At 60.8% G+C, this 26,464-nt stretch carries 22 protein-coding genes and 2 tRNA genes; 17 read left to right on the top strand and 7 right to left on the bottom strand.

The features are described 5' to 3' along the window. The first annotated feature begins 2 nt into the window (after window positions 1–2). Together OGI63_RS12075 and OGI63_RS12070 are read left to right on the top strand one after the other, a co-directional pair. Window positions 3–1,049: a hypothetical protein gene (locus OGI63_RS12075; RefSeq protein WP_004269218.1), complete on the top strand. Its 1,047-nt coding sequence runs from the start codon at window positions 3–5 to the stop codon at window positions 1,047–1,049. A 58-nt stretch (window positions 1,050–1,107) separates the two neighbouring features. Continuing rightward, entirely contained in the window at window positions 1,108–1,416 is a 309-nt protein-coding gene (locus OGI63_RS12070) for a helix-turn-helix domain-containing protein (protein WP_012619748.1), read from the top strand. 185 nt (window positions 1,417–1,601) lie between these two features. Here the strand turns inward: OGI63_RS12070 and OGI63_RS12065 are convergent, their stop codons facing one another. The 3 genes from OGI63_RS12065 to OGI63_RS12055 form a co-directional block, all read right to left on the bottom strand. Continuing rightward, on the bottom strand, window positions 1,602–1,733 hold the full coding sequence (locus OGI63_RS12065; RefSeq protein WP_004269217.1) for a hypothetical protein: 132 nt from the start codon (window positions 1,731–1,733) through the stop codon (window positions 1,602–1,604). Between the two features lie 9 nt (window positions 1,734–1,742). Next, complete coding sequence (locus tag OGI63_RS12060) at window positions 1,743–1,958, bottom strand: antitoxin VbhA family protein (RefSeq protein WP_004218205.1); 216 nt, start codon at window positions 1,956–1,958, stop codon at window positions 1,743–1,745. 1,003 nt (window positions 1,959–2,961) lie between these two features. Then, window positions 2,962–3,432: a very short patch repair endonuclease gene (locus OGI63_RS12055; RefSeq protein ID WP_256161675.1), complete on the bottom strand. Its 471-nt coding sequence runs from the start codon at window positions 3,430–3,432 to the stop codon at window positions 2,962–2,964. Window positions 3,433–3,587: 155 nt separating this feature from the next. Between OGI63_RS12055 and OGI63_RS12050 the strand changes: the two genes are divergently transcribed. The 11 genes from OGI63_RS12050 (at window position 3,588) to OGI63_RS12000 (ending at window position 17,385) form a co-directional block, all read left to right on the top strand. Continuing rightward, window positions 3,588–4,154, top strand: a complete 567-nt coding sequence (locus OGI63_RS12050) for an NADPH-dependent FMN reductase (RefSeq protein WP_004218203.1) — start codon at window positions 3,588–3,590, stop codon at window positions 4,152–4,154. A 257-nt stretch (window positions 4,155–4,411) separates the two neighbouring features. Further along, window positions 4,412–4,963: a MarR family winged helix-turn-helix transcriptional regulator gene (locus OGI63_RS12045; RefSeq protein WP_004218202.1), complete on the top strand. Its 552-nt coding sequence runs from the start codon at window positions 4,412–4,414 to the stop codon at window positions 4,961–4,963. Further along, window positions 4,960–6,933, top strand: coding sequence for an ABC transporter ATP-binding protein (locus OGI63_RS12040; RefSeq protein WP_004218201.1), 1,974 nt, complete (start codon window positions 4,960–4,962; stop codon window positions 6,931–6,933). Before OGI63_RS12045 ends, OGI63_RS12040 begins: the two co-directional genes overlap by 4 nt. A 68-nt stretch (window positions 6,934–7,001) precedes the next feature. Beyond that, complete coding sequence (locus OGI63_RS12035) at window positions 7,002–9,008, top strand: ABC transporter ATP-binding protein (protein ID WP_171021305.1); 2,007 nt, start codon at window positions 7,002–7,004, stop codon at window positions 9,006–9,008. Window positions 9,009–9,166: 158 nt separating this feature from the next. Next, entirely contained in the window at window positions 9,167–9,379 is a 213-nt protein-coding gene (locus OGI63_RS12030) for a hypothetical protein (RefSeq protein WP_004218199.1), read from the top strand. 238 nt (window positions 9,380–9,617) lie between these two features. Continuing rightward, window positions 9,618–9,908, top strand: coding sequence for a hypothetical protein (locus tag OGI63_RS12025; protein WP_004218197.1), 291 nt, complete (start codon window positions 9,618–9,620; stop codon window positions 9,906–9,908). Between the two features lie 27 nt (window positions 9,909–9,935). Then, a complete protein-coding gene (locus OGI63_RS12020) occupies window positions 9,936–10,706 on the top strand; it encodes a tyrosine-protein phosphatase (protein WP_004218195.1) in 771 nt (256 codons plus the stop codon). A 182-nt stretch (window positions 10,707–10,888) separates the two neighbouring features. After that, on the top strand, window positions 10,889–11,056 hold the full coding sequence (locus tag OGI63_RS12015) for a hypothetical protein (protein ID WP_004218194.1): 168 nt from the start codon (window positions 10,889–10,891) through the stop codon (window positions 11,054–11,056). A gap of 444 nt (window positions 11,057–11,500) precedes the next feature. After that, on the top strand, window positions 11,501–14,821 hold the full coding sequence (ileS, locus tag OGI63_RS12010; RefSeq protein ID WP_014710616.1) for a mupirocin-resistant isoleucine--tRNA ligase: 3,321 nt from the start codon (window positions 11,501–11,503) through the stop codon (window positions 14,819–14,821). A gap of 627 nt (window positions 14,822–15,448) precedes the next feature. Beyond that, the gene (locus OGI63_RS12005) at window positions 15,449–16,684 is read left to right on the top strand and encodes a hypothetical protein (RefSeq protein ID WP_004218191.1); all 1,236 of its coding nucleotides are present in this window, start codon (window positions 15,449–15,451) and stop codon (window positions 16,682–16,684) included. 2 nt (window positions 16,685–16,686) lie between these two features. Further along, window positions 16,687–17,385 carry a PspA/IM30 family protein gene (locus OGI63_RS12000; protein WP_004218189.1) on the top strand — a complete coding sequence of 233 codons (699 nt, stop codon included), beginning with the start codon at window positions 16,687–16,689 and terminating at the stop codon, window positions 17,383–17,385. Between the two features lie 106 nt (window positions 17,386–17,491). Here the strand turns inward: OGI63_RS12000 and OGI63_RS11995 are convergent, their stop codons facing one another. Both OGI63_RS11995 and OGI63_RS11990 read right to left on the bottom strand, forming a co-directional pair. Then, complete coding sequence (locus OGI63_RS11995) at window positions 17,492–18,949, bottom strand: MFS transporter (protein ID WP_004218188.1); 1,458 nt, start codon at window positions 18,947–18,949, stop codon at window positions 17,492–17,494. 6 nt (window positions 18,950–18,955) lie between these two features. Continuing rightward, window positions 18,956–20,626 carry a peptide ABC transporter substrate-binding protein gene (locus OGI63_RS11990; protein WP_004218187.1) on the bottom strand — a complete coding sequence of 557 codons (1,671 nt, stop codon included), beginning with the start codon at window positions 20,624–20,626 and terminating at the stop codon, window positions 18,956–18,958. A gap of 300 nt (window positions 20,627–20,926) precedes the next feature. On the opposite strand from OGI63_RS11990, the gene OGI63_RS11985 reads away from it, so the two are divergent. From OGI63_RS11985 to OGI63_RS11970, 4 genes are all read left to right on the top strand, one after another. Further along, window positions 20,927–21,145: a hypothetical protein gene (locus OGI63_RS11985; protein ID WP_004218185.1), complete on the top strand. Its 219-nt coding sequence runs from the start codon at window positions 20,927–20,929 to the stop codon at window positions 21,143–21,145. A 144-nt stretch (window positions 21,146–21,289) separates the two neighbouring features. Further along, window positions 21,290–21,919, top strand: coding sequence for a hypothetical protein (locus OGI63_RS11980; RefSeq protein ID WP_004218184.1), 630 nt, complete (start codon window positions 21,290–21,292; stop codon window positions 21,917–21,919). 102 nt (window positions 21,920–22,021) lie between these two features. Then, window positions 22,022–23,557 (top strand): basic amino acid/polyamine antiporter, encoded by a 1,536-nt coding sequence (locus tag OGI63_RS11975; RefSeq protein WP_004218183.1) that lies wholly within the window; start codon window positions 22,022–22,024, stop codon window positions 23,555–23,557. 29 nt (window positions 23,558–23,586) lie between these two features. Further along, on the top strand, window positions 23,587–25,557 hold the full coding sequence (locus OGI63_RS11970; protein ID WP_004218182.1) for an elongation factor G: 1,971 nt from the start codon (window positions 23,587–23,589) through the stop codon (window positions 25,555–25,557). A gap of 9 nt (window positions 25,558–25,566) precedes the next feature. On the opposite strand, the gene OGI63_RS11965 is transcribed toward OGI63_RS11970, so the two are convergent. Next, window positions 25,567–25,639, bottom strand: a tRNA-Gly gene (locus tag OGI63_RS11965). Window positions 25,640–25,663: 24 nt separating this feature from the next. Beyond that, window positions 25,664–25,738: transfer RNA gene (locus tag OGI63_RS11960), tRNA-Val, on the bottom strand. Between the last annotated feature and the right edge of the window lie 726 nt (window positions 25,739–26,464).

The raw sequence follows: 26,464 nt of genomic DNA, 5'->3' as shown, positions 1-26,464 counted from the left end.
TAATGAGCGTTCTGCGAATTCCTGCCGATTACGATGATGCGTTTTCACACATGCTTGGTTTTGGGTTGGCGTCCATACTTGAAGATGCCGTGGAAGACCGCATTTGTAGATTGTGGTGGAGCGGACGGCACACCCTGATGGTGGAGACAAATGACGAAATAACCGAGATGGAATGCGCTCATATCGTGCGTGCCCATGCCGAACGCTGGCATAAGTCGCAGTGGCTTAATGCACGTGGCTCTTATGCAGGTAAAGGGAAAACTGTAGCTACGCTCAGCCCTCGCATCGGTACGGTAGCCGGTCGCGAGGAATGGGTAGCGCTCGAACGAGATCGACGTGATGCTATTGATTCATTGCGGACGACTTTGGATGAACGTTATATCGGAGCGTTGGGAGAACCATCATATTGGTCTTTGAATCGAACCAAAGCTACGCCTGAAATTCAGCAGAAATTCGGAGCCAGCCTATGGGAGATGACTCCGCGCAACAGGGGAAATGAGTTTGTGACGATGCGATTGCTCAAACTCGCCTCGATTATAACTGCACGTACCGCAGAGAAAGTGCACTCGGGACTTTTTGGATTGACGAATGTTGACGAACTTGCAGGCACGGAAGATAGCCATACGCCCACTGGGCTAAAGGTACCTTCTAGGACTGATAATGCTCGTGCTTGGTGTGCATTGTTCGGTTTCTCGAATTGCCCCGTGTATCGATCAGTGCACTACGAGACAAGTCCGACGGCTGGTTTCATCCGTCATGATTCCGGTGGCGGTCCCAGCTGGCATGTCGTCCTTCCATTGACAGAAAAATCTTGGACGCTTGCGAAGTATCGTTCAGTCATACGTTCCTATGCGTTGGATTATGTAGGTGAGAATGCTCTCCATCTTGATCAGGACTCTTTGTCCGATTCAACGGTAGCCCTGTATGCGGAATTGTGCCGATGGCTCCGAGATCAAGGTCTGCGATATTGCATGTTGTTCCAGCGGCATGGCACACAGGCGAAGAGCCCTGAGTACTGGTTACTGCGCGGGCAGCTCATACGGCTCTAGCATCGAAGATGAATCACGAAAAGTTGCGTACTATCATATTCGCGGAGGATGCGCTGACATGCACACGACGTTAGATTTGAGCCAATACAATGATGTGACGGCATATGCTGATGCAGTACATCGTCCAGTGGTGCATGTGGATTATCTGCCAACTCCGCAAGCTGTCGCACGCCGTGTGCGTGAGGCGGTGGATGACCGGCACCTGAGTATGGAGCAGCTGGCGAAGGATGCGCATGTCAGCATTCAGGCTGCGTACTCGCTGCGCGATAGTGGTTTGGCGAGTCTGAGCGAGGCTCGACGTGTGTTCGCTGTACTGGATATTCATGTGCATGCATACCCGGTGGAAATGGTGCCATTGTCGCTATGAGTGATGTGCTGCATACTTGGATGGACGATTGACATCATGTGGGTGTAATCACTCTTGGCGGGAAAGGCGTGGCCGATTTTGAGTATGATCTGATCTCCCTGGCCAGTCATATACGTCCTGGGATAGGAACCTGTGGATGGAACGCAACTGCGCTACTGTGCCATCTGGGACAGGAAGATCATCCATCAGCTCCAGTGCCTCGCCGTGACAAGCGAATGCTCGATCTCCGCCAATTCCCGTTGCGTGTGCGCACCGGAAAGATTGCGCAATAAATCCGTACCAGGAACAAGATACGGATCGAACACCGGTTCGCTCATCGGTATGTATTATCTGTCGTTCAGACCGTACCGGGCACATACGCGAAGGCCCAATGTCGCGGCGTCAATCAGCCCATTCGCGTAATCATGCGCTTCATGCAGGAGCACATCCGATACATGGCCGCCCTCCATCTCAGCGGAATGGAGGGCAAGGGCAAGATTGCGCGTATTGCGCGCGGCCTTCGCGGCACGCACCATTTCAACATCGGATTCCTTCACAGACATGACTCAATTATCCCACATACCTCCTGTCATCGTAATGCTTTTATCATGGTTGATCAATGACCATCATGTCTATCACTGAACGCAGCCGAGCATACTGTGGGAGATGGAATGCGCCGCTACGCGTCACATGCTGTTTTGTCCCGCATGTGCGGGGATGATGTGTGATCTTTCCGTTGCTTCAGTACTCATGATTTCATTTTAGGAGCCGCAGAGTCGCTATGTGTTTTGGCATGGCGGACGCTAGCGGGCCTGCCTGCATAAGGATGATTCGAAAACCATATGATTAACGGTTGCGCTCTTTTGCTGGTTTAGGTCCCATTGATTGAGGTAGAGTCGTATTGAGCGGTTTCCTCCGAACCCGTTATTGGCTCTTGGGAACCGCTTCCTTCGCTGCTTTTCGCGTAATGCCATAATTGGCTGGTCCGGGTCAAAATGCACCTACCACTCTTATCGTCTGTTACCGCCTTCTGGGATGGCAGCAGTTTCTGTTTTTGCTACGGGTAGTGTTCTTTCTGCTACGGGTAGTGCTTTTCTGGCGCACTCGTCACTATGATCCGCCATATTTCAACGATTGTAGGTGGAGGTTACGCGAGGAATCACTACCCGTAGCGGGAGGAGCACTACCCGTAGCGAAGAAGGTACTACCCGTAGCGGTGGCAGGACCACGGCCATGTCGAATTCGCTGTTTATGTCACCCGCACGGCTGTTGGTGTCGATGGTCAGACATCGACAGCCATGCGGGACGCGATTATTGGACTCCCGTGACTGACCTCAGCCATCAACTACCATCTCCGGCGACTCCTACGGGTTTTCATGGGTGAGCTCAGACGCCAACAGCCATCACTGAACTTCGTGACGGGGCAGATTGCGCGACAACGCTCTAGAGAGGGCAATCGAGTAACCGAACATACATATTGGCGCATAGCCTCAAGCGTGGAAGTGACACTGCAGCAATCCGCGCCTGCCGCCTAGATGTTAGCACCTGCGCGCAGCCCCCACAAATCTACACCCCTTCCGCAATCTGCCCCACAAGTCGCTCGAGCCGCGCTTCGCGTGCGTCGCCGCGCAGCTCGCATTCCCACACGTCGATCACGCGCCATCCCATCTGCCGCAGCTGCTCGTGCTGCCGGCGGTCGCGGTCTCGGTTGCGCGTGAGCTTCGCCGCCCAGAACTCCACATTCGACTTCGGCATATGGAACGACTCGCACCCCTCGTGCATGTGCCAGAAACAGCCGTTCACAAACACGATTGTGCGGTACTTGGGCAGCACGATGTCGGGGTGCCCGGGGTACCGCTTGTCGTTTTTGCGGAATCTGAACCCGCGCGCGAACAGATAGGAGCGCACCGTCTTCTCGATCGACGTGTCTTTGCCGCGGATGCGCGACATGGTGTAGCTGCGCGTGCCGCGCGCGTACGGGGACTCTGGGTGCGAGGGGGATTGTGCCACGCCACCAGTATCGCCCGGGCAGTGGATCGTCCGCGCATACCATTGCGCGCCCTTCCGCGCTTTGTTCACTTGTGGCTATTTCCGGGTGCGCCGCACACGTCGACGCACCATGATGGATACCAGTTCACAGCTCCGGGCCATGCATGACCACCATGCCGCCGGCCGGGGCATAAGGAGGAGACATGGCAGACAAGCCGACTATTGCGTTTGTTGAGACTTCGCTCACCGACGGTTCGTTCGAGGCGGACCTCGCGAAGGAGATCATGGGCATTGTGGGCGACCGCGCCGAAGCGATCACCATTGATTACGAGGATCTGCCGCTCGCCGGCGAAGACCCGGAGTATCCGCTTCCGGAAGCCGCGCTCGCCGTACGCGACAAGCTGGGCAATGCGGACGCCGTGTGGGTCGTCGTCTCCGAGTACAAGAAGGAGATTCCGGATTCGCTGCGCAACCTGTTCGACTGGCTGTCGCTGCCGTCCACGAAGGATGAAGAAGGCAAGAACGTCCTCGACCAGAAGCCGGTCGCGATTTCCGGTGTCGGCGGTTTCGAGGAGCTGCATCCGCGCATCATGGTCGGCGATCTGTTGGAGGACGCCGGCATGCGCCTCTTCCCGGTCGAGGTCGGTCTGTCCGTGCCGGACGAGGCCGTCGAGACCGGCGACTGGGCGATGACTGGTGCCGATCAAGAGGCGCTGCGCACGCAGGCCGATGACTTCCTGACCTTCGTTTCCGAAAACGAAGTCAAGTGAATCCACTGATGTGACGGGTCGGCAGTAGTCACTGGCCCATCATGTGCGCGATCCGCGACCTGCGTGCTGTAGGGCGCGGATCGCTTGCATATGTGGAGGCGGTGACGCGCGATTGTTGCACGGGTTCACTGTCGGCATAGTCTAGTTGTATCTGCAACTGTTGTATACGGAACAATCTATAGTGTTCTGTTGCAGTAGCGACGTTGTGGCATCGCAATATTCCCGCGTCGAAATATCACGGCAAGAGGAGAGCGCGCATGGACCGGGTGCAAGGTGTGAATTCGCCGGGCATGCTGCGCCCGAGCCTCGAAATCAAGGCGCTCCACAATCTCATCGGCCGGTATTGGAACGGCATTGTGCCCCCGGACTCCATGATGTCGGGCGCCAACATGCCCATCGTGCAGTATCTGCACGAACACCGCGATTCGGATGTGTTCCAATACGACATCGAACGGGCGTTCTCCATCACTCGCTCCACCGCGTCGCGAGTGCTCGGACTCATGGAAAAGAAGGGGCTGATCACGCGTTCCGCCGTCGATTGGGATGCGCGCGTGCGCAAGATCGAGCTCACGCCCACCGCGTCCGACCTTGTTGTGGAGATCATGCGCGCCGCGCACCAGTTGGAGACGACGCTGTTCACTGGATTCACCCCGGACGAGCAGGAACGGTTCATGGACGACCTTGCCCGCATGCGTGCCAATTTGGTGGAGACCGGGCTTGTCGGCTCCGAGCGCACGGCGGTTGAGCCGGCCACACGTACCAGGCAAGACGCCACACACCAGCAGCAGAAAGGAGATGAGGCAGCATGAGCACTACCACGGCAACTGACACCACGCCATCCAAGGCGCATGTCATCAGGACATTGGCGAAGTCCCTTCGGGAATACCGCACGGCGAGCCTGCTTTCGCCGCTATTCGTCATTGTTGAGGCGGTCATAGAGATCGCCATCCCCACCGTCATCGCGATTCTTATCGATAAGGGCATCAGCGGCAAATCCATGCCGGACATCTGGAAGTACGGCGGCATCCTGATCGCCTGCGCGGTCGTGTCGTTGTGCGCGGGCTTCCTGTCCGGTCGGTTCGCGGCCATCGGTTCCTCCGGTTTTGCCAAGAACCTGCGCCATGACGAGTTCGAGAAGGTGCAGCAGTTCAGCTTCGCGAACATCGACCGTTTTTCGACGGGCTCGATCATCACCAGGCTCACGACCGACGTGACGAACGTGCAGAACGCGTACCAGATGCTCATCCGCGTCGGCATGCGCGCGCCGATCATGCTCATCGTCGCATGGATCTTCGCGTTCCGCATCAGCCCGCAGATCTCCATGGTGTTCCTCGCGTGCATCCCTGTGCTCGCGGTCGGCCTGTTCGGCCTGATCATCGTCGTGCACCCGATCTTCGAACGCGTCTTCCACACGTACGATGAGCTCAACAACGTCGTCGACGAGAACCTGCAGGGCGTGCGCGTCGTCAAGTCCTTCAATCGTGAGGATTTCGAAGGCAAGAAGTTCGGCCGCATCTCGCTCAAGATCTACGAGCAGTTCTGCAAGGCGGAGAAGCTGTTGTCGATCAACTCGCCGCTGTTCAACCTGTGCATGTACGCGTCGCTCATCGCGATCGCATGGGTCGGCGCGCGCCAGATCGTCGCGTCCGGCAACAACGCCGCGCTCGGCTTGACGACGGGCGACCTGACCGCGCTCGTGACGTACGCGATGCAGATCATGATGGCGATGATGATGCTCTCGATGATTTTCGTCATGGTCATCATCTCGCGCGCATCCGCGGAACGTATCTGTGGCGTGCTCACCGAGGAGAGCACGATCCGCGAGGCGGACGAGCCCATCACGACCGTGGCCGACGGCTCGATCGACTTCGACCATGTGTCGTTCCGCTATTCCGAACACTCTGAACGCCCGGTGCTCGATGACATCGACCTGCACATCCGTTCGGGGCAGACGATCGGCATCGTCGGCGGCACCGGTTCCGCGAAGACGTCGCTTGTGCAGCTCATCCCGCGCCTGTACGATGTCTCCTCCGGCGCGCTCAAAGTGGGCGGCGTCGACGTGCGTGACTACGAACTCGAAGCGTTGCGCGATGAGGTCGCGATGGTGTTGCAGAAGAACGTGCTGTTCGCGGGCACGATCGCGGAAAATCTGCGCTGGGGCAATCCGTACGCGACCGACGAGGAGATTCGCCATGCATGCGAACTCGCGCAGGCCGACGGATTCATCCAGGAATTCCCCGACAAGTACAACACGTACATCGAGCAGGGCGGCACGAATGTCTCCGGCGGCCAGCGGCAGCGCCTGTGCATCGCGCGCGCACTGCTCAAGAAGCCGAAGATCCTGATCCTCGACGATTCGACGTCAGCGGTGGACACCAAGACGGACAAGCTCATCCGCGAAGCGTTCCACCACGAGATCCCGAACACCACGAAGATCATCATCGCGCAGCGCGTCGCGTCCGTCGAGGAATCCGACAAGATCGTCGTCATGCACGAAGGCCGCATCCTCGACCAGGGCACGAACGCGGAATTGCTCGAGCGTTGCGAGGAATACCGCAGCATCTACGAATCGCAGACGCAGCAGCACAGCCAACAGGACCTCGACAAGGAATCGCAGGACCTGCACGAGGAAGAGGCCGAGGCGAGCGGTTTCGCGACCGACTACAACGAAGACATGCGCACAAGCGACGTCATCGCGCGGCAGAAGGAGCGCGAACGCGAGCAGCAAGCGCATATGGCGCAAGACATCGAAGCAATCAAGGGAGGTGAACAACGATGAGTGCAGCGGCGGCAACGGTGGCACAGACTTCTGCCACCGACAAAGAGACCCTCAATGACGACGCGCGCATGCCCGAGGCGAACGGCGCGCAAGGCATGCCGCGTGAGAAGGCGAAGAAGGGCACCCTCAAGCGACTGCTCAAATACGTGTTCACATACAAGGTGCGCATGGTGGTCATCATCATCGCGATCATCGTGTCCGCAGTCGCGCAGGCGGGGTCGGCATTGTTCCTGCAGGCGTTGATCGACCGGTATATCATGCCGCTTGTAGGGGAGAGCGTCCCGGACTGGGCGCCGCTCATCCAAGCGCTCATCTTCATGGGCATCCTCTACGCGCTCGGCACATTCAGCGCGTGGCTGTACTCGTATCTGCTCGTCGGCGTCGAACAGGGCGTCATGAAGGAGATTCGAGACGAGATGTTCGAACACATGCAGACACTGCCGATCTCGTACTTCGACACGCATGAGCATGGCGACGTGATGAGCCGGTACACGAACGACACCGACACGCTACGCCAGGCGATCAGCCAGTCGCTGCCGCAGATGTTCGCATCCGGTGTGTCCGCGCTTGCGGCGCTCATCGCGATGCTCTACCTGTCGATTCCCTACACGGTCTTCGTCCTTGTGTTCACCGGTCTGCTCCTGCTGCTCATCCGCGTGATTGTGAGCCGTTCGGGCCGCTACTTCGTGGTGCAGCAGCAGGAGCTCGGCGACGTGAACGCCTTCGTCGAGGAGTCGGTCAACGGGCAGAAGGTCATCAAGGTCTTCAACCACGAGGACGCCACACAGGCGTCGTTCGACGACCGCAACGAGCGCCTGTACCACGCCAGCGCGAGCGCGAACACCTACGGCAACGTGCTGATGCCGGTCGTCGGCAACATGGGCTATCTGCTCTATGTGCTCTCCGCGATCTTCGGCGGCCTCGCCGCGCTTGGCAATTGGGGCAACCTGAGCTTCTCCGGAGCCGCGTTCACGATTGGCACGATCATCTCGCTGCTCACGCTGTCGCGGTCCTTCGTGAACCCGATCGGCCAGGTCTCGCAGCAGATGACGATGGTCATGATGGCGCTCGCCGGCGCCTCGCGCATCTTCGCGCTGATGGACGAGCCGTCCGAGCAAGACAATGGCACGGTCACGCTCGTCAACGTCGAGCTCGCGTCGGACGGCCGTACGATGACGGAGACGCCGAAGAAGACCGGTCACTGGGCGTGGAAGCGCGAGGCGAGCGACGACGGCACGCGTTCGCGCGAAGCCGCGAAGAGGCTCAGCAAGCGCGCGGCCGAAGTGGCCGAGGAGGCGCATGAAGAGGCGGTCACGTCGGCCGACGGCAGGCTTACGCTGCTGCGCGGCGACGTGCGCTTCACCGACGTGACCTTCGGATACAACCCGGACAAGCCAGTGCTGCATGACATCACGTGGTTCGCGAAGCCTGGCCAGAAGATCGCGCTTGTGGGCGCGACCGGCGCCGGCAAGACGACGATCACGAACCTCATCAACCGCTTCTACGACATCCAGGAAGGCATGATCCTCTACGACGGCATCAACGTCAAGGGCATCAGGAAGCCGGACCTGAGGCGTTCGCTCGGCATCGTGCTGCAGGACGTCAACCTGTTCACCGGCACGGTGATGGACAACATCCGCTATGGCAAGCTCGACGCGACCGATGACGAATGCATCGCCGCGGCGAAGCTCGTCAATGCGGACTCGTTCATCCGCATGCTGCCCGACGGCTACCAGACGGTGCTCTCCGGCGATGGCTCCGGCCTGTCGCAAGGCCAGCGCCAGCTCATCTCGATTGCGCGCGCTGCAGTCGCCGATCCGCCAGCGCTCATCCTCGACGAGGCGACATCGTCGATCGACACGCGCACCGAGGAAGTGGTCCAGGCCGGCATGGACAACCTGATGAAGGGACGCACGGTGTTCGTCATCGCCCACCGCCTGTCCACGGTCAGGAACTCGGATGTCATCATGGTGCTCGACCACGGCCGCATCATCGAACGCGGCTCGCACGACGAGCTCATGGAGGAAAAGGGCGAATACTACCAGCTGTACACTGGCTCGCTCGAACTCGAGTAGCGGGCCCCGGTAAAGCGAAAGCGCGGCCGTGTGCAATGCACGGCCGCGCTTTGGTATGTGCGGGACGCCGCGCGCGGCGATTTCCCTATCTGCGCAACCGGCCCCAACGTGCTGTAATGGATAGCAGGCAACCCGTTTACCAGTAAAGGAAGGTCACCATGGTTGATATGAGCGACAAGATGAAGGAGAACTTCGAAGAGATCAAGGCCCGCATCGACGAGCACAAGGATGATTTCGAAGACATCAAGAAGAGCGTCGGCGATCTGACCGACAAGCTCAAGGACGTCAAGGAAGGCTGGGAGACCTCCCGTGCGGAAAAGGGCGACAAGAAGGAAGTCGCCGAGCACGAAGAGACCCACCAGACCCACTGATCCGCCGAACCGCCCGCGCATGCGCCCCAGCAGGGGAGTGCATGCCGGGCGAATCGACACCGGCGTACGTACGAAGCCCCTTGCCACACATAGGCAAGGGGCTTCCTTATACGCTGGGCCTGCACGCATGTTCCCCACTGGGCAAAGTCCGCCGGGCGCCCCTTTTGTACGAGGCTATAGTGGGGGGATAGGAAGCGGGGCGACACGCACCCGCGCCGCTCTCGAGATTGGAGCCATCATGGCAGAGCAACAGAACATTCCAGACACCAACACACACGAAGGCCTTGGCGCGGTGAGCGCCGATCAGGTCAAGCAGATGGAGCAGATTGTCAGCGACACTGACCATCCGTACACCGACCCGATCACCGGCAAGCCGAATGAGGACATTCCGGAAAACGAGGTGGGTGTGAGCGATGCCTCCAAGGAAGCCAAGCAGGATGCGGCGCAACGCGAGGAGCTCGCAATCGACCGCCCCGAGGAGACCGACAACGAAAACCAGTGGGAAGACCCGTATCTCGAAGACAAGTGAGTCGCTGACCCACCTGAGAGGAGCCCTATGCGCGTAGTGTCACGCAAACTGCCGTTGCCCACCGTGGAGAACTGCCGCGATCTGGGCGGCATCCACACGGAGCAAGGGCGCATGGTGCGCCCGGGACTGCTGGTGCGCTCGGCGAACCTGCACGATGCGCGCCATGACGACCTGGAGACGCTGGCGCATAGGGGCATCTCGAACGTCATCGATTTGCGCACCGATCCCGAACGCGACCTGAAGCCAGACCGCTTGCTCGAGGATTGGTCGTTCTACGCACTGCCCACGTTCCGCGAGACGAAGGCGCTGCGTTTGCAGCTGCGCGACATCGTCACCCGCCCGGGCACGTTCATCGAGGACCTCTACCCGCGCCTCGTGCTCGACGACGCCGCGGTCGCGTGCTGGAAGCGGATGTTCCGCCTGCTCATCGACGAGCCGGGCGGCTACCTGTTCCACTGCACACAGGGCAAGGATCGCACCGGCATCGCGGCGGCACTCATTCTGGCCGCGCTGGAAGTGCCTGAAGACGTGATCCGCGACGATTACCTGCAGACCAACCTCTACATGTCCACGGAAATGCCGGCGTTCGTCGACACCTTCGAAGCACTGCTCGGCCCCAAGGCCCATGCGGACATCGACGAGTTCCTCGTCGCCTCGCCGCTCTATTTCCAGACGTATATCGACGCCACTGCATCGTTCGGCGGCCCCGTCGGCTACCTGCGTACGGCGATTGGGCTCAGTGAGGCCGACCTGCGTGCACTGCGCGATTTCTACCTCACCGATGACGCAAGTAACTGAAGCGCTTATGGTGTTGTGCTGATTGGGAAAACGTGAGACGCTGCGCGTGGGGCAGTGGAAAAGACGCTATAGTGAGCATATCGTCATCGACGACGAGAGTCGATTGTTAAGGAGAAACCGAACCCAAGAAAGCGGAAGGACTCAAGGGACTCGACGCCGCACAAGTCGAAGAACTTCAAGAGGTGGTCAGCGAAACGGACAAGCCGCAGGCCGATCCGGCAACCGGCGAGCCGGAAGTGGACGCCGAGGGTTGTGCAACCGCCCACAAGCACAAGGTCGCCGAACAGAACGAGAAAGACCTGCTGTTCGAGTCCGCGGACACCTGGCAGCACATGGAAGTCCCCGAGTGACCGATGGCACATAGTGCCGCGAACACCAGACCAACCATCATTCGTGTTCCCCTGCAATGGCCCGCCCATCGAGCCGCCCCATTCCCCAGGGCACACCACGCCGCATGCGTGAGGGTGTGTGAGTCGAACGGAAGGCGTGCCGGGGTGGGTCATTCGTGTTTCGGGGTCGCATTCGTTCCCGCGTTGCTGGTATAGTGGCGCAAGAAACCAGGCAGTGATCCGTCATCAGCGGGGAGCCTTCGGAAGAACAGCCGGGCGGGGCGCCGCCCGACCCAGTAGAACCGACGGGGTCGGCCCGTACAGCCGAACACAAGCGGTCACGCGTGCATGCACGCCCGCGTGGCAAGCGAGGTGGTACCGCGGTGGCGCGGGGGTTGGCAAGCAATCCGCCCGGAGCCATCGTCCTCGCAGGAAAAGACAGATCCTGCAAGATGAGGAGCAATGGTGAGCGAAACACCACAGCACGTGTATCCCAAGGCATCGGTCGGCGAACAAAGCGCGAACGTCGCGCCGAATCCCGACTTCCCGCAGCTCGAACAAGATGTGCTGCGTTATTGGGACACCAACGGCACCTTCCAGAAATCCATCGACGAAAACCCCAGTGGTGAGCACAGCTCGAATGAGTTCGTGTTCTTCGACGGCCCGCCCTTTGCGAACGGACTGCCGCACTACGGCCATCTGCTCACCGGCTACGCCAAAGACGTGGTGCCGCGCTACCAGACCATGAAGGGCCGGCGCGTCAACCGCGTGTTCGGCTGGGACACGCACGGCCTGCCCGCCGAACTTGAAGCGCAGAAGGAGCTCGGCATCGACTCGGTCGACCAGATCGAGCAGATGGGCATCGACAAATTCAACGACGCCTGCCGCGCCTCCGTGCTCAAATACGTGAACGAATGGCGTGACTATGTGCACCGCCAGGCGCGCTGGGTCGATTTTGAACACGGCTACAAGACACTCGACATCCCGTACATGGAGTCGGTCATGTGGGCGTTCAAGACGCTGTACGAGAAAGGCCTGGCATACAAGGGCTACCGCGTGCTGCCGTACTGCCCGAAGGACCAGACGCCGCTGTCCGCGCACGAGCTGCGCATGGACGCCGACGTGTACCAGGACCGTCAGGACACGACCGTTTCGGTCGCGGTGAAGCTGCGTGACGAAGACGACGCCTACGCGGTGTTCTGGACCACCACTCCGTGGACCGTGCCCACGAACTTCGCGATTGTGGTGGGCGCCGACATCGATTACGTGGAGGTGCGCCCCAAGGAAGGCAAGTTCGCCGGCAAGAAGTTCTACTTCGCCAAGGCCTTGCTCGGTTCCTACAACAAGGAGCTCGGCGAGGACTATGAGGTGGTGCGCGAGCTCAAGGGCTCCGACATGGTGGGCTGGCGCTACTACCCGGTCTTCCCGTATTTCGCGGGCGAGCAGGCCACGGCCGAAGGCGGCACCCCCGGTCCGAACGCCTACCAGATCCTGACCGCCGATTACGTCGACACCACGGAAGGCACCGGCTTGGTGCATCAGGCACCATACGGCGAAGACGATATGAACACGCTCAACGCCCACGGCATCGCGAGCGTCGATGTGCTCGACTCTGGCTGCCGCTTCACGTCGCTGTGCCCGGACTACGAAGGCATGTTCGTGTTCGATGCGAATCTGCCGATCCTGCGCAATCTGCGCGCCGGTGACGGTCCGCTCGCCGAGCGTCCGGAGTCCGAGCGCGCGTTGCTGTTCCAGGAGAAGAGCTACGTGCACTCCTACCCGCACTGCTGGCGTTGCGGCACACCGCTCATCTACAAGCCGGTCTCCAGCTGGTTCGTGAGCGTGACCAAGATCAAGCCGCGCCTGCTCGAACTCAATCAGCAGATCAACTGGATTCCGGAGAACGTGAAGGACGGCCAGTTCGGCAAGTGGCTCGCCAATGCGCGCGACTGGTCGATCTCGCGCAACCGGTTCTGGGGTTCGCCAATCCCGGTGTGGGTGAGTGACGACCCGAAGTACCCGCGTGTGGACGTGTACGGTTCGCTCGACGAGCTCAAGCGTGACTTCGGCGACTACCCGCGTGACAAGGACGGCAACATCAACATGCACCGCCCGTGGATCGACAATCTCACGCGCCCGAACCCGGACGACCCGACCGGCAAGTCCACGATGCACCGCATCACCGATGTGCTCGACTGCTGGTTCGAGTCCGGTTCCATGCCGTTCGCGCAGTACCACTACCCGTTCGAGAACAAGGAGTACTTCGAGCACCACTTCCCGAGCGACTTCATTGTCGAATACATTGGCCAGACCCGTGGTTGGTTCTACCTGCTGCATGTCATGGCGACCGCGCTGTTCGACAAGCCGGCGTTCAAGAACGTGATCTGCCATGGCATTGTGCTCGGAGACGACGGTCAGAAGATGAGCAAGCATCTGCGCAACTACCCGGATGTGAACGGCGTGTTCGACAAGTATGGTTCCGACGCGATGCGCTGGTTCCTGATGAGCTCGCCGATTCTGCGTGGCGGCAACCTCATCGTGACGGAGGACGGCATTCGCGACACGGTGCGCCAGATCATGCTGCCGGTGTGGAGCTCGTATTACTTCTTCACGCTGTATGCCAATGCGGCGAACCACGGCGATGGCTATGACGCGCGCACGCTGCGTGCCGACGAGGTGCCCGGTCTGCCGCAGATGGACCGCTATCTGCTCGCCCGCACGCGCAAACTCATTGCGAACGTGACCGAGCATATGGACAACTTCGAGATTTCCGATGCCTGCGACGAGGTGGCGGATTTCATCGACATGCTCACGAATTGGTACATTCGCAATACCCGCGACCGCTTCTGGAACGAGGATGAGAACGCGTTCAACACGTTGTATACGGTGCTTGAGGCGTTCATGCGCGTGCTTGCCCCGCTCGCCCCGATGGAGGCGGAGGCCGTGTGGCGTGGTCTGACCGGCGGTGACTCGGTGCACTTGGGTGACTGGCCGTATCTGACTGATCCGCAGACCGGTGTGGATACCGCGCTCGGCAAGGTGCTCGTTGAAGACGGCGCGCTGGTCGAGGCGATGGACAAGGTGCGCGAGATCGTTTCGTCCACGCTGTCGCTGCGCAAGGCGCATAAGATGCGCGTGCGCCAGCCGCTCGCCAAGCTCACCGTGGTCGTCGACGATCCTTCGCAGGTCGATGGATATGACGCGTTGCTCAAGAGCGAGCTCAACATCAAGGCGATCGACTATTCGACGCTGGATGAGGCCGCCGAGCATGGTCTGAAGATCATCGACGAGCTCAAGGTGAATGCGCGTGCCGCCGGCCCTCGCCTGGGCAAGCAGGTGCAGTTCGCGATCAAGGCGTCGAAGAGCGGTGACTGGCATGCCGACCCTGTAACCGGCGACCCGGTGATCGAGACGCCGAACGGCGAGATCACGCTGCAGGGCGACGAATACGACATCACCCGACGCGTGGAAGAGGCGGACGCCACGGCACGGCGCGATTCCGCATCGTCGATCCTGCCCAGTGGTGGATTCGTGATCCTCGATCTGGAGCTCACCGGTGACCTGATCGCCGAAGGCTATGCGCGAGACGTGGTCCGCGCGGTGCAGGATGCGCGCAAGGAGGCCGGCCTCGAGGTGTCCGACCGCATCGCGCTCACGCTCACGGTGCCTTCCGGTGACCTGCCGAAGGTGGAGCAGTTCCGCGACCTGATCTGCTCGGAGACGCTGTCCACGTCGATGCAGGTTGAGCAAGGCGACGCCCTCGGGGTGCATGTGGCCAAGGCGTGATCCACTGACCACCTGCCCACAGGGCTCGATGACGCCGGTGCGACGCACGAAAAAAGTGCGACGCACCGGTGTCGTTTTTCGTTCACCTGCAGAGGGGAAAATGAGGATTATTTTTTGCTTATGATGAGGGGTAGCAAGCACAGACTTGGATTCTCTCGATTATGGCGCTTTCGATGAGGAAGAGGTGAATTCTAGTGATTGTTGTAACACCCTCGAGATTTGGAGGTTGCAACGATGGGTTACGAGTTCGATGGCGTGCGGTATGAGAAACTTCGCGACATGCGTGAAACCCGACGCGCGAGATATGTGGGTCTGTTTGAGGCAGGTATGAACTTCACACGGACCGCGCATGCGGGGGGGGGCTCCGTGTTCGCGCTTGCGATCGCCGTGGCGATCGTGGTGCGCCGCCGCGCGAAAACGCCGGCGTGGAGTGCGTGCACACTGAGCATGTATAGGGCAACCATGTTCATTGTGCGCAATAAAACGATGAGACAACCGGGCAGCCTGCCGGCACATCGGCTATATTGATACCAATACTCACAACGAGGTTAGGATGTTCACATGCCAAGAGCTGGTGCCGGTTCAGGGTCTGGCCGATCGTCAAGCGGCCACGACGGTGGTTCACGCATGTCCAGCGGGCATCGGCCGAGCATGCCGGGTTCGGGCCGGCGCGCCGGGGGCGGTGGCTCGGCCGGATTCCCGCAGTCCAGCGGGTCCACTGGCTCGGGCGGATTCGATGTGGGCGATCTGTTCCGGGCGGCCGGCATAGGCATGGCAGGTGGCTACAACGCAGGGCGGCGTTCCACCCGCAACCGCTACGGCCGTCGCAGCATGCCATTCCCTGAAGAGATCTTCGACGCGATGGGGCAGCAGCCGAACTACGGCCGCCAGCAGACGCCCGGTCCATATTCGGCAGGCCCCTTCGGCACGGGTGCGCCGGGCGCGGGGCAAGGGCCGTTCTCGCCGGCCGGTGGGCCGCCGGTGGCCCCGCCCACCATGCAAACGCCGTTCGGAGGCAACAACAACGGCGGGAAAAAGCCCAATGGAGGGCTCACCGGACTCATGCCACTGATCGGCATCCTGGCCGCGCTCGTCATCTTCCTGCTCATTTTCATGATGCCCAGCTGCTCGAACAATGAGCCCAACCGCAATGATTACAACGTGACGGTGCCGGAAAGCACGTACAACCGCACCAAGCTCGATTCAGGGCTGCCGTACGATTCGAACTGCATCGACGACCAGCTCGGCTGGTTCGAGAACCGCACATCCGCGGCGAAACGCCTCAAGGTGTTCTACGACAAGACCGGCATACAGCCGTACATCCTGTTCGCCAAATACAATCCGCAGCTGAAGACCGATGATGAGAAACAGGCATGGGCGCGCGAATGGTACGACGACCACATCGACAATGAGGACACGCTGCTGTTTGTGTATTTCGCCGAGCAGGACGTGGACAACGACGTTGGGTATATGACGCTCGTCAACGGCAAGCACGTCTCGAGCATCATGGACGCCCAGGCCACTGAGATATTCTGGACGTACCTTGATGAGTACTGGTACAGCGACCGGTCCACCGATGACGCGATCGTGGCCACGTTCGATTCGACTGCGGACCGCATCATGACCAAGACGACCACGAAGAACGATGTGCACAAGTGGGTGATCATCGCAGTCATTGTGATCGGCATGCTTGCCATTGGCGCCGTGATCACATGGATGCTCATCAAACGCAAACGCGAGCACGAGCAGTATGTGGAGCGTATGGTCACCACACCGCTCGAAGAGGCGCGCGATCCGATTTTGGAAAAATATGATCAGGCAGATCACAACGATCAGGTTGGTCAGGAACAGAAAGGACAATAGCCATGGCTATTCTCAAACGATTCGGCGACATCATGCGCGCAAACATCAATGCGCTGCTCGACAAGGCCGAGGATCCGGCGAAGATGGTCGACCAGATGCTGCTTGACCTCAACGAAGACCTCGCGTCGGTCAAGAAGGAGACCGCGAGCGTCATGGCCGCGGCCACCAACGCACGCCAGCAGGTCAACGACTGCAAGGCGGACATCGCCAAGTACGAGGCGGCCGCGAAGGCCGCGGTCAAGGCCGGCAACGACGACGATGCCCGCAAACTGCTCGCCACCAAGCAGCAGTATGAGAGCACGCTCACTTCACTCGAGACCGCCGCCACCGTCGCCGAAGACAATGCGGCGAAGATGCGTCAGATGCACGACAAGCTGGTCAACGACATCAACAGCCTGCAGGCACGCCGTGCCGCGGTGCACGCCAAGGTCTCCGTGGCCAACGCGCAGCAGCACGTCAACGAAGCCACCGAGAAGACCGCCAAGGCCTCCCGTGGCACCGCCGCGTTCGAGCGCATGGAGGAGAAGGCCGACCGCATGCTCAATGAGGCCAACGCCACGGCTGAGCTCAACACGCAGGCAAGCAACGAAGACATCGCCAACAAGTACCTTGCCGGCGGCTCCGCATCGGTGGACGATGAGCTGGCCCGCCTCAAGGCCGAGGTCGGCGTGGAAGAGCAGCAGGAGGCCGCCAGCGACTGAAGGGATGCGCCGTCCGCATAAGGATGCCGCATATGCGAATGCCGGGACCCTCGATACGGGTCCCGGCATTCCTTGTACCTCCGTGGCGGAGCCTCTGGCTGGCCGGTTAGGCTGTCTGGTTGATCTTGGCGCGGCCGTGCCTCACCATCTCGCGTGAATACCATACCGACACAAGCAACATGGCCACCTCGAAGATCGCGGCGATGAGGATCGAATGCTGGAAGCCGTTCGCGTATGCGGCATGGCGGTTGACGCCTTCCGCGGTCTGCCTGAGTACATCGGCGGAAAGCACGCCGACGAACAGCGCTGACCCGATCGAACCCGCGATCTGGTTGCCGGTCGAGAAGATCGCGCTCGTGTCGGGCACCGTATTGTCGGGCAGCGCCTCAAGCACCACATCCTTGTCGGGCACGTTGATGAGCGCGTCGCCGACAACCACAACGGATCCGATGAGCACCACGAGCCACGCGATCTTGGTGGGGGCCGCGAAGAACGTGGCGAACAGGCCGATGACCATGAGCAGGAAGCCGCTCGAGACGACCGGCCACATGCCGGAACGGTCCACGGTCTTGCCTCCCACAATCACCGAACCCGAATAGAACAACGTCATGATGAGCAGGAAACAGCCGGCCACGAACGGCGTGTAATCGCACGCGCGCTCCAAGTACAGCGGCAACAGCAACAACACGGCCTGCTGGCCCATCGCGCCGGCCATATACATGAGCACACCAAGCGAGACATACAGATGCTTCATCGGGTGCAGGTCGAGCAATGGCACATCCAAATGGAATTGGCGCACCGCGAACCAGACAAGTACCGCCACACCGGCGATGAGCATCGGCACGGCGAACAGCGGGCGGTGCGTCAGCTCAGAGAAGCCCATCATCAGCGCGGCCAAGCCCACGAACGAGAGCACGATCGACAGCACGTCGATCGGATGCTGCTTGCGCGGTTCGACGTCGAACATGAACTTCGCGCCCATGAGGATCGAGATGATGCCGACCGCCAACGGCACCACATACATCGACGTCAGGCTCACATAGGTCAGGAACACGCCACTGAGCAACGGCGCCACCGCGATGCCCAGACCGATGATGGCGCTGTTGAGCGACACCACACGGCCAGAGATCTTGGCTGGTACCACACGGATGATCACCGTGTTGATTGTTGGGAACATGAGTCCCGACCCAACCGCCTGGATCAGGCGGCTCGTGAGCATCATCGGAAAATTCAGGGAGAACAGGCCAATGAGCGAACTGACGATGAGCAGCACGCGGCTCCAGAAGAACAGTTTCTTCAAGCCGATGCGCGCGAGCACAGTGGCGGCGGTCATCACCGCCGTGGCCGCGACGATCGCATAGCCAACCGTCACCCAGTTGGCTGTGGCGATGCTCACATGGTAGGTTTCCGAGATGTTCGGGAGCGCGACCGCCATCATCACACCGCAGAAGCCGTCGCCGAGCGTGCTGACAATCAGCGTGGCGATGAGCAATTTGACCGATTTCCAACTGTGCTGTTGACCGTCTTTGGCGGTGATCATCTCATCGTTCGCAATTGCTCCCATATGCCATCACTTCGTGATTTCGTTGTACTTCGGTACGCCCATGTAATTGAATCCGACATGCTGCACATGCTCGCCGGCCGCCGCGGTCACATTCGCATACCACAGCGGAATCACCGGCAGATCCTTGAACAGCACCTCTTCAGCCTGATGATAGTAGCTGATCGCATCATCCACGTTGGTTTGGCGCGCGGCGTCATCGATCAGTTTGTCGAAGGCCGTGCTCTTGTAATCGCCGTTGTTCAGGCCCTTGCCGTCGGCCGCTGACGAATCGTAGGCCTGCATCAGGTAGCCTTCCGGATATGGGTAGTCGGACTGCAGGCCCTGCAGGAATGCCGCGTTGATCGTGCGGTCGTGGATCGCGCTGCTCAGCTCCTTCTGCGTGGGGATGATGTATGGCTGCGCGTCGATGCCCAAGGCGTTCTTGATGGAGTTCGTGATGCCCTCCACGCGCTGCTTGTCGCCGCTGTCCGCGCTGTAGGCGAGGCGGAACGTGCCGCTCCACGGGCTGATTGCATCGGCCTGGCTCCATAGTTTCCTGGCGGTTTCGGTGTTGTAGTCGAGCACGTCGGCGCCTTTGAGGCTTTTGGAATAACCGGCGATCGTCGGCGCGGTGAAATCGGTGGCCACGGTCGCGGTGCCGTACATCACCTTCTCGATGATGTTGGCGCGGTTCACGGCATGGCTGATCGCGGCGCGACGCAGGCGTCCTTCCTCCCCGGAGAAATGCTTGAGCTTCTGCGGAATGGTGAACGAACGGAACGCCGGACCCGGCTTGTTGAAGGCCTGGATGCCGTTTTCGTGCTGGTATGTGGCGAGCGCGGAGGTGGGGATGGTGTCGATCACGTCGAGATTGCCTGATTCCACATCCGCATACGCGGTTTGCACGTCGGTATAGAGCTCGAAGGTGACGCCGCCGTTCTTGGGTGTGCGCGGTCCGGTGTATTTCGGGTTCGGCACAAGCTGGATGCTCGAATCATGGTTCCATTGCTTGAGCATGTAGGGACCGTTGCCGATCGGGTGTTCGCCGAACGCGTTGGCGTCGGCGTATGCGCTTTCGGGGATGGGCAGGAACGCCACGTCGCCCACTTTGTAGGGGAAGGAGGAGTCGGGCGCGTTGAGCGTGACCTGCAGGGTGTGGTCGTCCACCACCTTGAGTCCGCTCAATTGCGCGTCGTTGCCGCCATTGGTGTCTTGCAGCGCGTCATAGCCTTGGATCGTGGAGAAGATCGCGGCGCCGAGCTGCCCGTTCGCGGCGTTCGCGGCGAACGACCACGCCTTGGCATAGGTCTGCGCGGTGATCTTCTGGCCGTCGGAGAACCGCAGACCGTCGCGCAGTGTGATCGTGTACTGTGAGGCATCGCTGTTCGGGGTAATCGATTCGGCTTCGGCGTAGATCAATTCGCCGTCGTCCGAGAACGTGACGAGTCCTTCGAACAGCTGGGTCACGACCTTCCAGCTGGCCATGTCGTTGGTGTTGCCGGGCAAGAGGTTGGCGGAGGGTTCCACGTTGTTCACCGTGATCACCGAAGTGGTTGCGGTGCTTGATGAGCCTTGCGCGCTGGGGGAGCCGGTGCCGCCGCTGGTGCCGCAGCCGGCCAGCAGCATGCCGAGCGCCGCGATGGAAGCGACCGCGGCGGTGACGTGTGCGGACGGGTGTGAAAAACGGGGATGGAACACAATGGCACCTCGGGACTTGCGTATGGTTGTGATGGATGTTCGGCGCGTCTCTTTGCGCGCCTGCCCTCAACCTAACACCGCGTTCCCCATATGCATAGGGGCTTCGGTGCTGCGCGGAAAACGGGAATAATGCATGTTGCCATCGTGTTTTGGCGTGCAAGCCAATGCCATGCGGAATCGCCAAAAAATGACGGTCGAATATACGCTTGTAGCGTCGCTTGGCACGGCGAGATGCGGGATGCGGTGTAATGGGGATAGGCCCAGATGGGCTACAGACTACTCACACGAAAGGTGGTCGTTATGGCAGACGAAAAGAAGCCCCACGAAACGCTCAAAGAGAGGTTCGATGACTTTAAGGCCGATGTGGACGTGCATAAGGCCGAGCATCAGGAGAAGGATGCGATCAAGGACGTCGAAAGGGCCGCCAAGCACGACGCCAAGTCGGACGTGGACCTTGACAAGGCCGCAGCCAATGTGGACAAAGCCATTGAACGTGAAGCCGAAGCCAAGGAAGGCTGATCGATTCCCCATATATTGTTCCCATTGGTGAGGAAACCATAAGCGTGTGAGTCATACGGCCCCACACCGTGTAATTCACATGGGGAATTATATTGCAACAGTATCCCGCCTCGTTTGGAGGCGGGATACTGTTATATGGAGTGCATGCCTTCAGAAAACGAACTCACCGCCGCACTGATGCGCCTGTGCGACGGTCCGGATGACCACGCTCGACTGCACATGCAAGCACGCGCGAACCATGGGCACGTGGTCACGCTCGACTGCGACTATGACGCCGAAGGCCTGACCGCCACATTCATCGAGCAAGCGGCCGACGCGCCAAAGTCGCAGCGCATCCTGACGACGATGCGCGCGGACACGCCTTCTGCGTCAGCCGCACGGCGCATCGCCTACGCCTACCGGGACCTCATCGGCACCGTCGGCAATCCGCCTGCCGTGACTGTTGATCTACTCGAACAGCGCATCGTGCGGATCGCGCCCATTGTGCTGCCTGAATCTCAGCTCGGAATTGCACCGCCGGTGCGTGTGGCCGCGAGCGCGGAAGACCCCTGCGCGTTCGAACTGCACAGCGCAGATGCACACGCGGCGCCGAACGCGGCCTTGCTGCGGTTCCATGGCACGGCAGCCAACGGGTTTTCATGCGCCACGATATGGCGTCTCGAAGACGGGTATGCGTCCTACGCCATGGTCGACTACACCGCCGGGCCGCTCAACGACATCCTCGTGGATGTGCTGTGCACACTGCGCTTCTACGCGGTGCGCGGTTGGGTGTGACACCATGGCACATTGCGCCGGGCGCACAACCGGCCGGGCGGAACGAACTATCTGTTACGCTCTGATGTCGGCATGCATGCACACAACAGGAGTGGATTGACGATGGCGGACAGCGGGCAACACGCATCCAATGCGCCGGCGATGGTGGAGGGTTCCGGTGCGGCGGCCGCGGGGCCGCGCAGCACAGTGGGGTTCGTCGGCCTGTTCGCGCTTGTGGTGTCGGCGATGGTCGGCGGCGGCATCTTCAGCCTGCCGCAGAACATGGCACAGCATGCGTCCGCCGGAGGCCAGATCGTGGCATGGGCGATCACCGGCGTGGGCATGTGGTTCATCGTCAACACGTTCCGTGTGCTCACCCACGTCAAACCCCATATGCAAGACGGCCTGTACTCCTACGCGCGCAGCGGATTCGGCGATTTCGTCGGCTTTCTTGTGGCCTACGGGTATTGGCTGTGCAACTGCTTCTCATTGGTGGCCTATGGCGTGCTCATCATGTCCACGCTCGACATCTTCATGCCCGGCACGTTCACCAACGGCAACAATGTGGCCGCGACAATCGGCTCGTCGCTGATTCTGTGGCTCATGCTCGCCGTGGCATTGCTCGGCACCAAAACGGGTGCACTGATCAATGTCGCCGGCACCGTGTGCAAGATCATCCCGGTCATCGTGTTCGTGGTGGCCCTCGCCGCCGTATTCAAAACCGGCGTATTCCTGCGTGGGTTCTGGGGGCTGGGGGCCCAAGGCACGCCGCTCGGGTTCGACGTGCACCGTATCGGTGCACAGGTGAGCGACTCCATGCTCGTCACCCTATGGCTGTTCATCGGCATGGAAGGCGCGGTCGTGGTCTCCGGTTCGGCGCGCCATCCGCGTGACGTCTCCCGTGCCACAACCGCCGGCTATCTCACCGTGCTCGTGCTCTACATCCTCGTTTCACTGCTGCCGCTCGGCGTATATTCCTCCGGCCAGGTGGCGCGGATGCCCAATCCCTCGATGTCGGTGATCATGGAACAGTGCTTTGGCCAGGGGGGCTCCATCATGGTCAATGCCGGCGTGATCATCTCCGTGGTGTTCGCATGGCTCGTCTGGATGATCATGATCAGCCAGATGCCGTTGTATGCCGCGCGCGATGGCATCTACCCGAGGTCCTTCCTCGCCACCAACCGCTTCGGCGCCCCATCCACCGGCCTGGTGTGGACCGCCGTCACCTGCCAGCTGCTGCTCATTCTCTGCCATTTCGTCAACGGCGACGCCTGGGATGTCATGATCTCCATCACCTCGGTCATGGCGATGCCATGCTACCTGCTGTGCTGCGTGTATCTGTGGAAAATCGCCGTACGTGAGCCCCCGGCATTCCCCAGTGCGGCAGCCCGCCGCCGTGCGCTCGCCACCGGCGTGCTCGGCACGCTGTTCTCGCTGTTCCTCGTCTACTCCGCGGGCCTGCGGTATCTGATGATGGCGTGCGCGTTGTATGCGATTGGCCTGCCGCTGCTCGTGGTGGCGCGCCGGCAGCGCCGCCCTGGCGTGCCACTGCGCCAGCTGTTTTCGCATAGGGGCTGGGTTGTATTGTCGCTTATCGTGGTGTTGGGTGTGTGCGGTCTCGTCTACACCGTGCACGGTGGCGTGTTCGGGGTGGCATGACGCACATTGCGCACGGAAAGGAGACTTCGGTGAAGCGGATCGTAACGGGAATCGTGGCGCATGTGGACGCCGGCAAGACCACGCTGTCCGAGGCACTGCTGTACGCCACTGGCACCACGCGCAGACTGGGCCGTGTGGACCACGGCGACGCGTTCCTCGACACCGATGCGATGGAACGCGCGCGCGGCATCACCATCTACACCGAGCCTGCGGTGATGCGCGTCGGCGAAGCGGAGCTCACAATCCTCGACACCCCCGGCCACGTCGATTTTTCCGCGGAGACCGAGCGCACGTTGCAGGCGCTCGACTACGCGATTCTCGTGGTGTCTGCGGCCGACGGCGTGCAGGGCCATACACTTACGCTATGGCGGCTGCTGCGGCGCTACCATGTGCCCGTGTTCGTGTTCGTCAACAAAATGGATGCGCCGGGCGCCGACCGCGCGCGCATCCTCGAACAGCTGCACGCGCGCTGTTCGGACGCGTGCATCGATTTCACCGGCGCGGCGGATGCGCTGTCCGAACGTCAGCTCGACACGCTCGCGATGCAGAGCGAAGCCGCGATGGACGAATATCTCGAGACAGGCGGCATCGACGTGCGCACAGTGCGCGCATTGATCGCCGACGGCGCGGCGGTGCCGGTGTATTTTGGCTCGGCGCTCAAAATGCAGGGCATCAGTGAGTTCGTGGAAGGCTTTGCGTTTTTCACGCGCGAACCGCACTATACTGCCGAATTCGGGGCGTGCGTGTTCAAGATCTCGCACGACCGGCAGGGCAATCGCCTGAGCTGGATCAAAGTGACCGGTGGCGAGCTCACCGCCAAGATGATGCTGCCCGAAGCGGGCGGCGCCGAGAAAGTGGACCAAGTGCGCGTCTACTCCGGCGCGAAATTCACCACGGTCGAGTCGGTGCCCGCGGGCACGGTGTGCGCGGTCACCGGACCGGCGCACACATTCCCCGGCGAAGGGCTCGGCGCGGCGCGCAATGCGGCACAGCCGGTATTGCGGCCGGTGCTCACCTACACACTGCTGCCTGGGGGCAACGATATGCACGCGTGCCTGCAGGCGTTGCGCGAGCTCGAAGACGAGGAGCCGCTCCTGCACGTGGTGTGGCAGGAGCGGCTGCAGGAGGCACATGTGCAGCTCATGGGCGCAGTGCAGCTGGAGATCATCGAACAGCTGATGCATGACCGTTTCGGTCTTGACATCGCCTTCGGCCCGGGGTCGATCCTGTATGCGGAGACGATCACCGCGCCCGGCGAAGGCGTGGGGCATTTCGAACCGTTGCGCCATTATGCGGAAGTGCATGTGCTGATCGAGCCCCTCGAGCGGGGGAGTGGCTTGGAGTTCGCCACCGATGTGAGCGAAGACGAGCTCGACCGCAATTGGCAGCGGCTCATCATGCAGCATCTGCAGGAGACCGAGCATCCGGGCGTGCTCATCGGCGCGCCGATCACCGACATGCGGCTGACGCTCATCGGCGGGCGCGGACACCTGAAGCACACCGAAGGCGGCGATTTCCGGCAGGCGACATACCGCGCGGTGCGTCAGGGGCTCATGGAGGCGCGCGAAGCGGGGCATGCCGTGCTGCTCGAACCGTGGTACCGGTTCCGTCTTGAGTTGCCGCAGGAGATGCTCGGGCGCGCGTTGAGCGACGTGCAGCGGATGGGCGGCGAGAGCGCGGCCCCGCAGATTGAGGATGGGCTTGCCGTGGTGGAAGGCGCGGCGCCGGTGAGCGAAATGCGCGACTATGCGATGGACGTGAACGCATATACGCACGGCGAAGGGCGTCTGGCGCTGATGTTCGGCGGATACAGGGAATGCCATGACGAGCAGACGGTCGTGGATGGGGCAGGCTACGACCCGGAGGCCGATCTGGAGCATACGCCGGACTCGGTGTTCTGCGCGCATGGCGCTGGATACACGGTGAAGTGGTACAAAGTGCCGGAATTCTGCCATGTGCCAATGCGCAGGGGAGTTGGCATAAACCGTCTGGAACAGTGAGAAAAAGAGAGCGGACAACGGGACTCGAACCCGCGGTCTCGACCTTGGCAAGGTCGCGCTTTACCAACTAAGCTATGTCCGCTAAGGCAGTGCACGGTGTGCAGCCTGGTGGGCGATACAAGATTCGAACTTGTGACCCCTTCCGTGTCAGGGAAGTGCGCTACCACTGCGCCAACCGCCCGAGGCGAGTAACAACATACGTCATCTGGCGGACAAGTGCAAGTGCAATGTCCCCGCCGACACGCGTGAGGCATGTGGTGAGCCTTTGGAATCATTGGTTCGAGGGACGATATGGCGGTTTTGTGTGCATGGTTGGAATGTTGCCGACCTCAGATTGTGCCCCTGGCGTTGCCCCCGGTATTGCCCCAAGTGTTGCGCCCCGGATGCGCGGGGCAGAGTTTCGTCACTGTCGCACGCTCCCTTACGTTCCTCAACTCTGCCCCGCGCATCCGGGGCGCAACTTGCACTTCTCCTCCACGAATCTGGGTGTGAGCAACTCTGCCCGCGCATTCGAGGCGCAACACCTGCGGTGACTTTTCTGTGGTGTACGGATGCGGGTGATGGCTGCTGTGGGATCCGCCTCCTCGGTGGGCGATACTGCCGTGGCGGGGGCTGGCGTGCTTCTTGGCGGTGAGCCTGCGGCTCCGTCGGCATCCCGCCCGACGGCCGTCTGTTCTGCAGTGGTCGTCTGTTCGCGGGGCGCCTGTTGGAGGGATTTTCTTGGTTGTGCGTCCTGTTCTTGGCTGTGTCAGCCTGCGTAATTTGGGTCGTTTGGGGCGTGGGTTTCGTCTCCTTTCACGTCTGGGGAAAAGGTGGGGTGGGGGTTGTCTCCTGTGGTGGTTTCTCCCTTGTGTGTTTGTGGATTGGTTTGTGTCTTTGTGGGTGTCGTGGGGGGGGGTGGTTGGGG

The organism is Bifidobacterium sp. KRGSERBCFTRI (genome assembly GCF_025908335.1).
This window is presented reverse-complemented; position numbering and strand designations above follow the sequence as displayed.

Bases quoted from the DNA above. Each gene is read 5' to 3' on its own strand.
- OGI63_RS12075 (WP_004269218.1), top strand. From the start codon at position 3: ATGAGCGTTCTGCGAATTCCTGCCGATTACGATGATGCGTTTTCACAC.
- OGI63_RS12070 (WP_012619748.1), top strand. From the start codon at position 1,108: ATGCACACGACGTTAGATTTGAGCCAATACAATGATGTGACGGCATAT.
- OGI63_RS12065 (WP_004269217.1), bottom strand. From the start codon at position 1,733: ATGAGCGAACCGGTGTTCGATCCGTATCTTGTTCCTGGTACGGATTTA.
- OGI63_RS12060 (WP_004218205.1), bottom strand. From the start codon at position 1,958: ATGTCTGTGAAGGAATCCGATGTTGAAATGGTGCGTGCCGCGAAGGCC.
- OGI63_RS12050 (WP_004218203.1), top strand. From the start codon at position 3,588: ATGGCAGACAAGCCGACTATTGCGTTTGTTGAGACTTCGCTCACCGAC.
- OGI63_RS12045 (WP_004218202.1), top strand. From the start codon at position 4,412: ATGGACCGGGTGCAAGGTGTGAATTCGCCGGGCATGCTGCGCCCGAGC.
- OGI63_RS12040 (WP_004218201.1), top strand. From the start codon at position 4,960: ATGAGCACTACCACGGCAACTGACACCACGCCATCCAAGGCGCATGTC.
- OGI63_RS12035 (WP_171021305.1), top strand. From the start codon at position 7,002: ATGCCCGAGGCGAACGGCGCGCAAGGCATGCCGCGTGAGAAGGCGAAG.
- OGI63_RS12030 (WP_004218199.1), top strand. From the start codon at position 9,167: ATGGTTGATATGAGCGACAAGATGAAGGAGAACTTCGAAGAGATCAAG.
- OGI63_RS12025 (WP_004218197.1), top strand. From the start codon at position 9,618: ATGGCAGAGCAACAGAACATTCCAGACACCAACACACACGAAGGCCTT.
- OGI63_RS12020 (WP_004218195.1), top strand. From the start codon at position 9,936: ATGCGCGTAGTGTCACGCAAACTGCCGTTGCCCACCGTGGAGAACTGC.
- OGI63_RS12005 (WP_004218191.1), top strand. From the start codon at position 15,449: ATGTCCAGCGGGCATCGGCCGAGCATGCCGGGTTCGGGCCGGCGCGCC.
- OGI63_RS12000 (WP_004218189.1), top strand. From the start codon at position 16,687: ATGGCTATTCTCAAACGATTCGGCGACATCATGCGCGCAAACATCAAT.
- OGI63_RS11995 (WP_004218188.1), bottom strand. From the start codon at position 18,949: ATGGGAGCAATTGCGAACGATGAGATGATCACCGCCAAAGACGGTCAA.
- OGI63_RS11985 (WP_004218185.1), top strand. From the start codon at position 20,927: ATGGCAGACGAAAAGAAGCCCCACGAAACGCTCAAAGAGAGGTTCGAT.
- OGI63_RS11980 (WP_004218184.1), top strand. From the start codon at position 21,290: ATGCCTTCAGAAAACGAACTCACCGCCGCACTGATGCGCCTGTGCGAC.
- OGI63_RS11975 (WP_004218183.1), top strand. From the start codon at position 22,022: ATGGCGGACAGCGGGCAACACGCATCCAATGCGCCGGCGATGGTGGAG.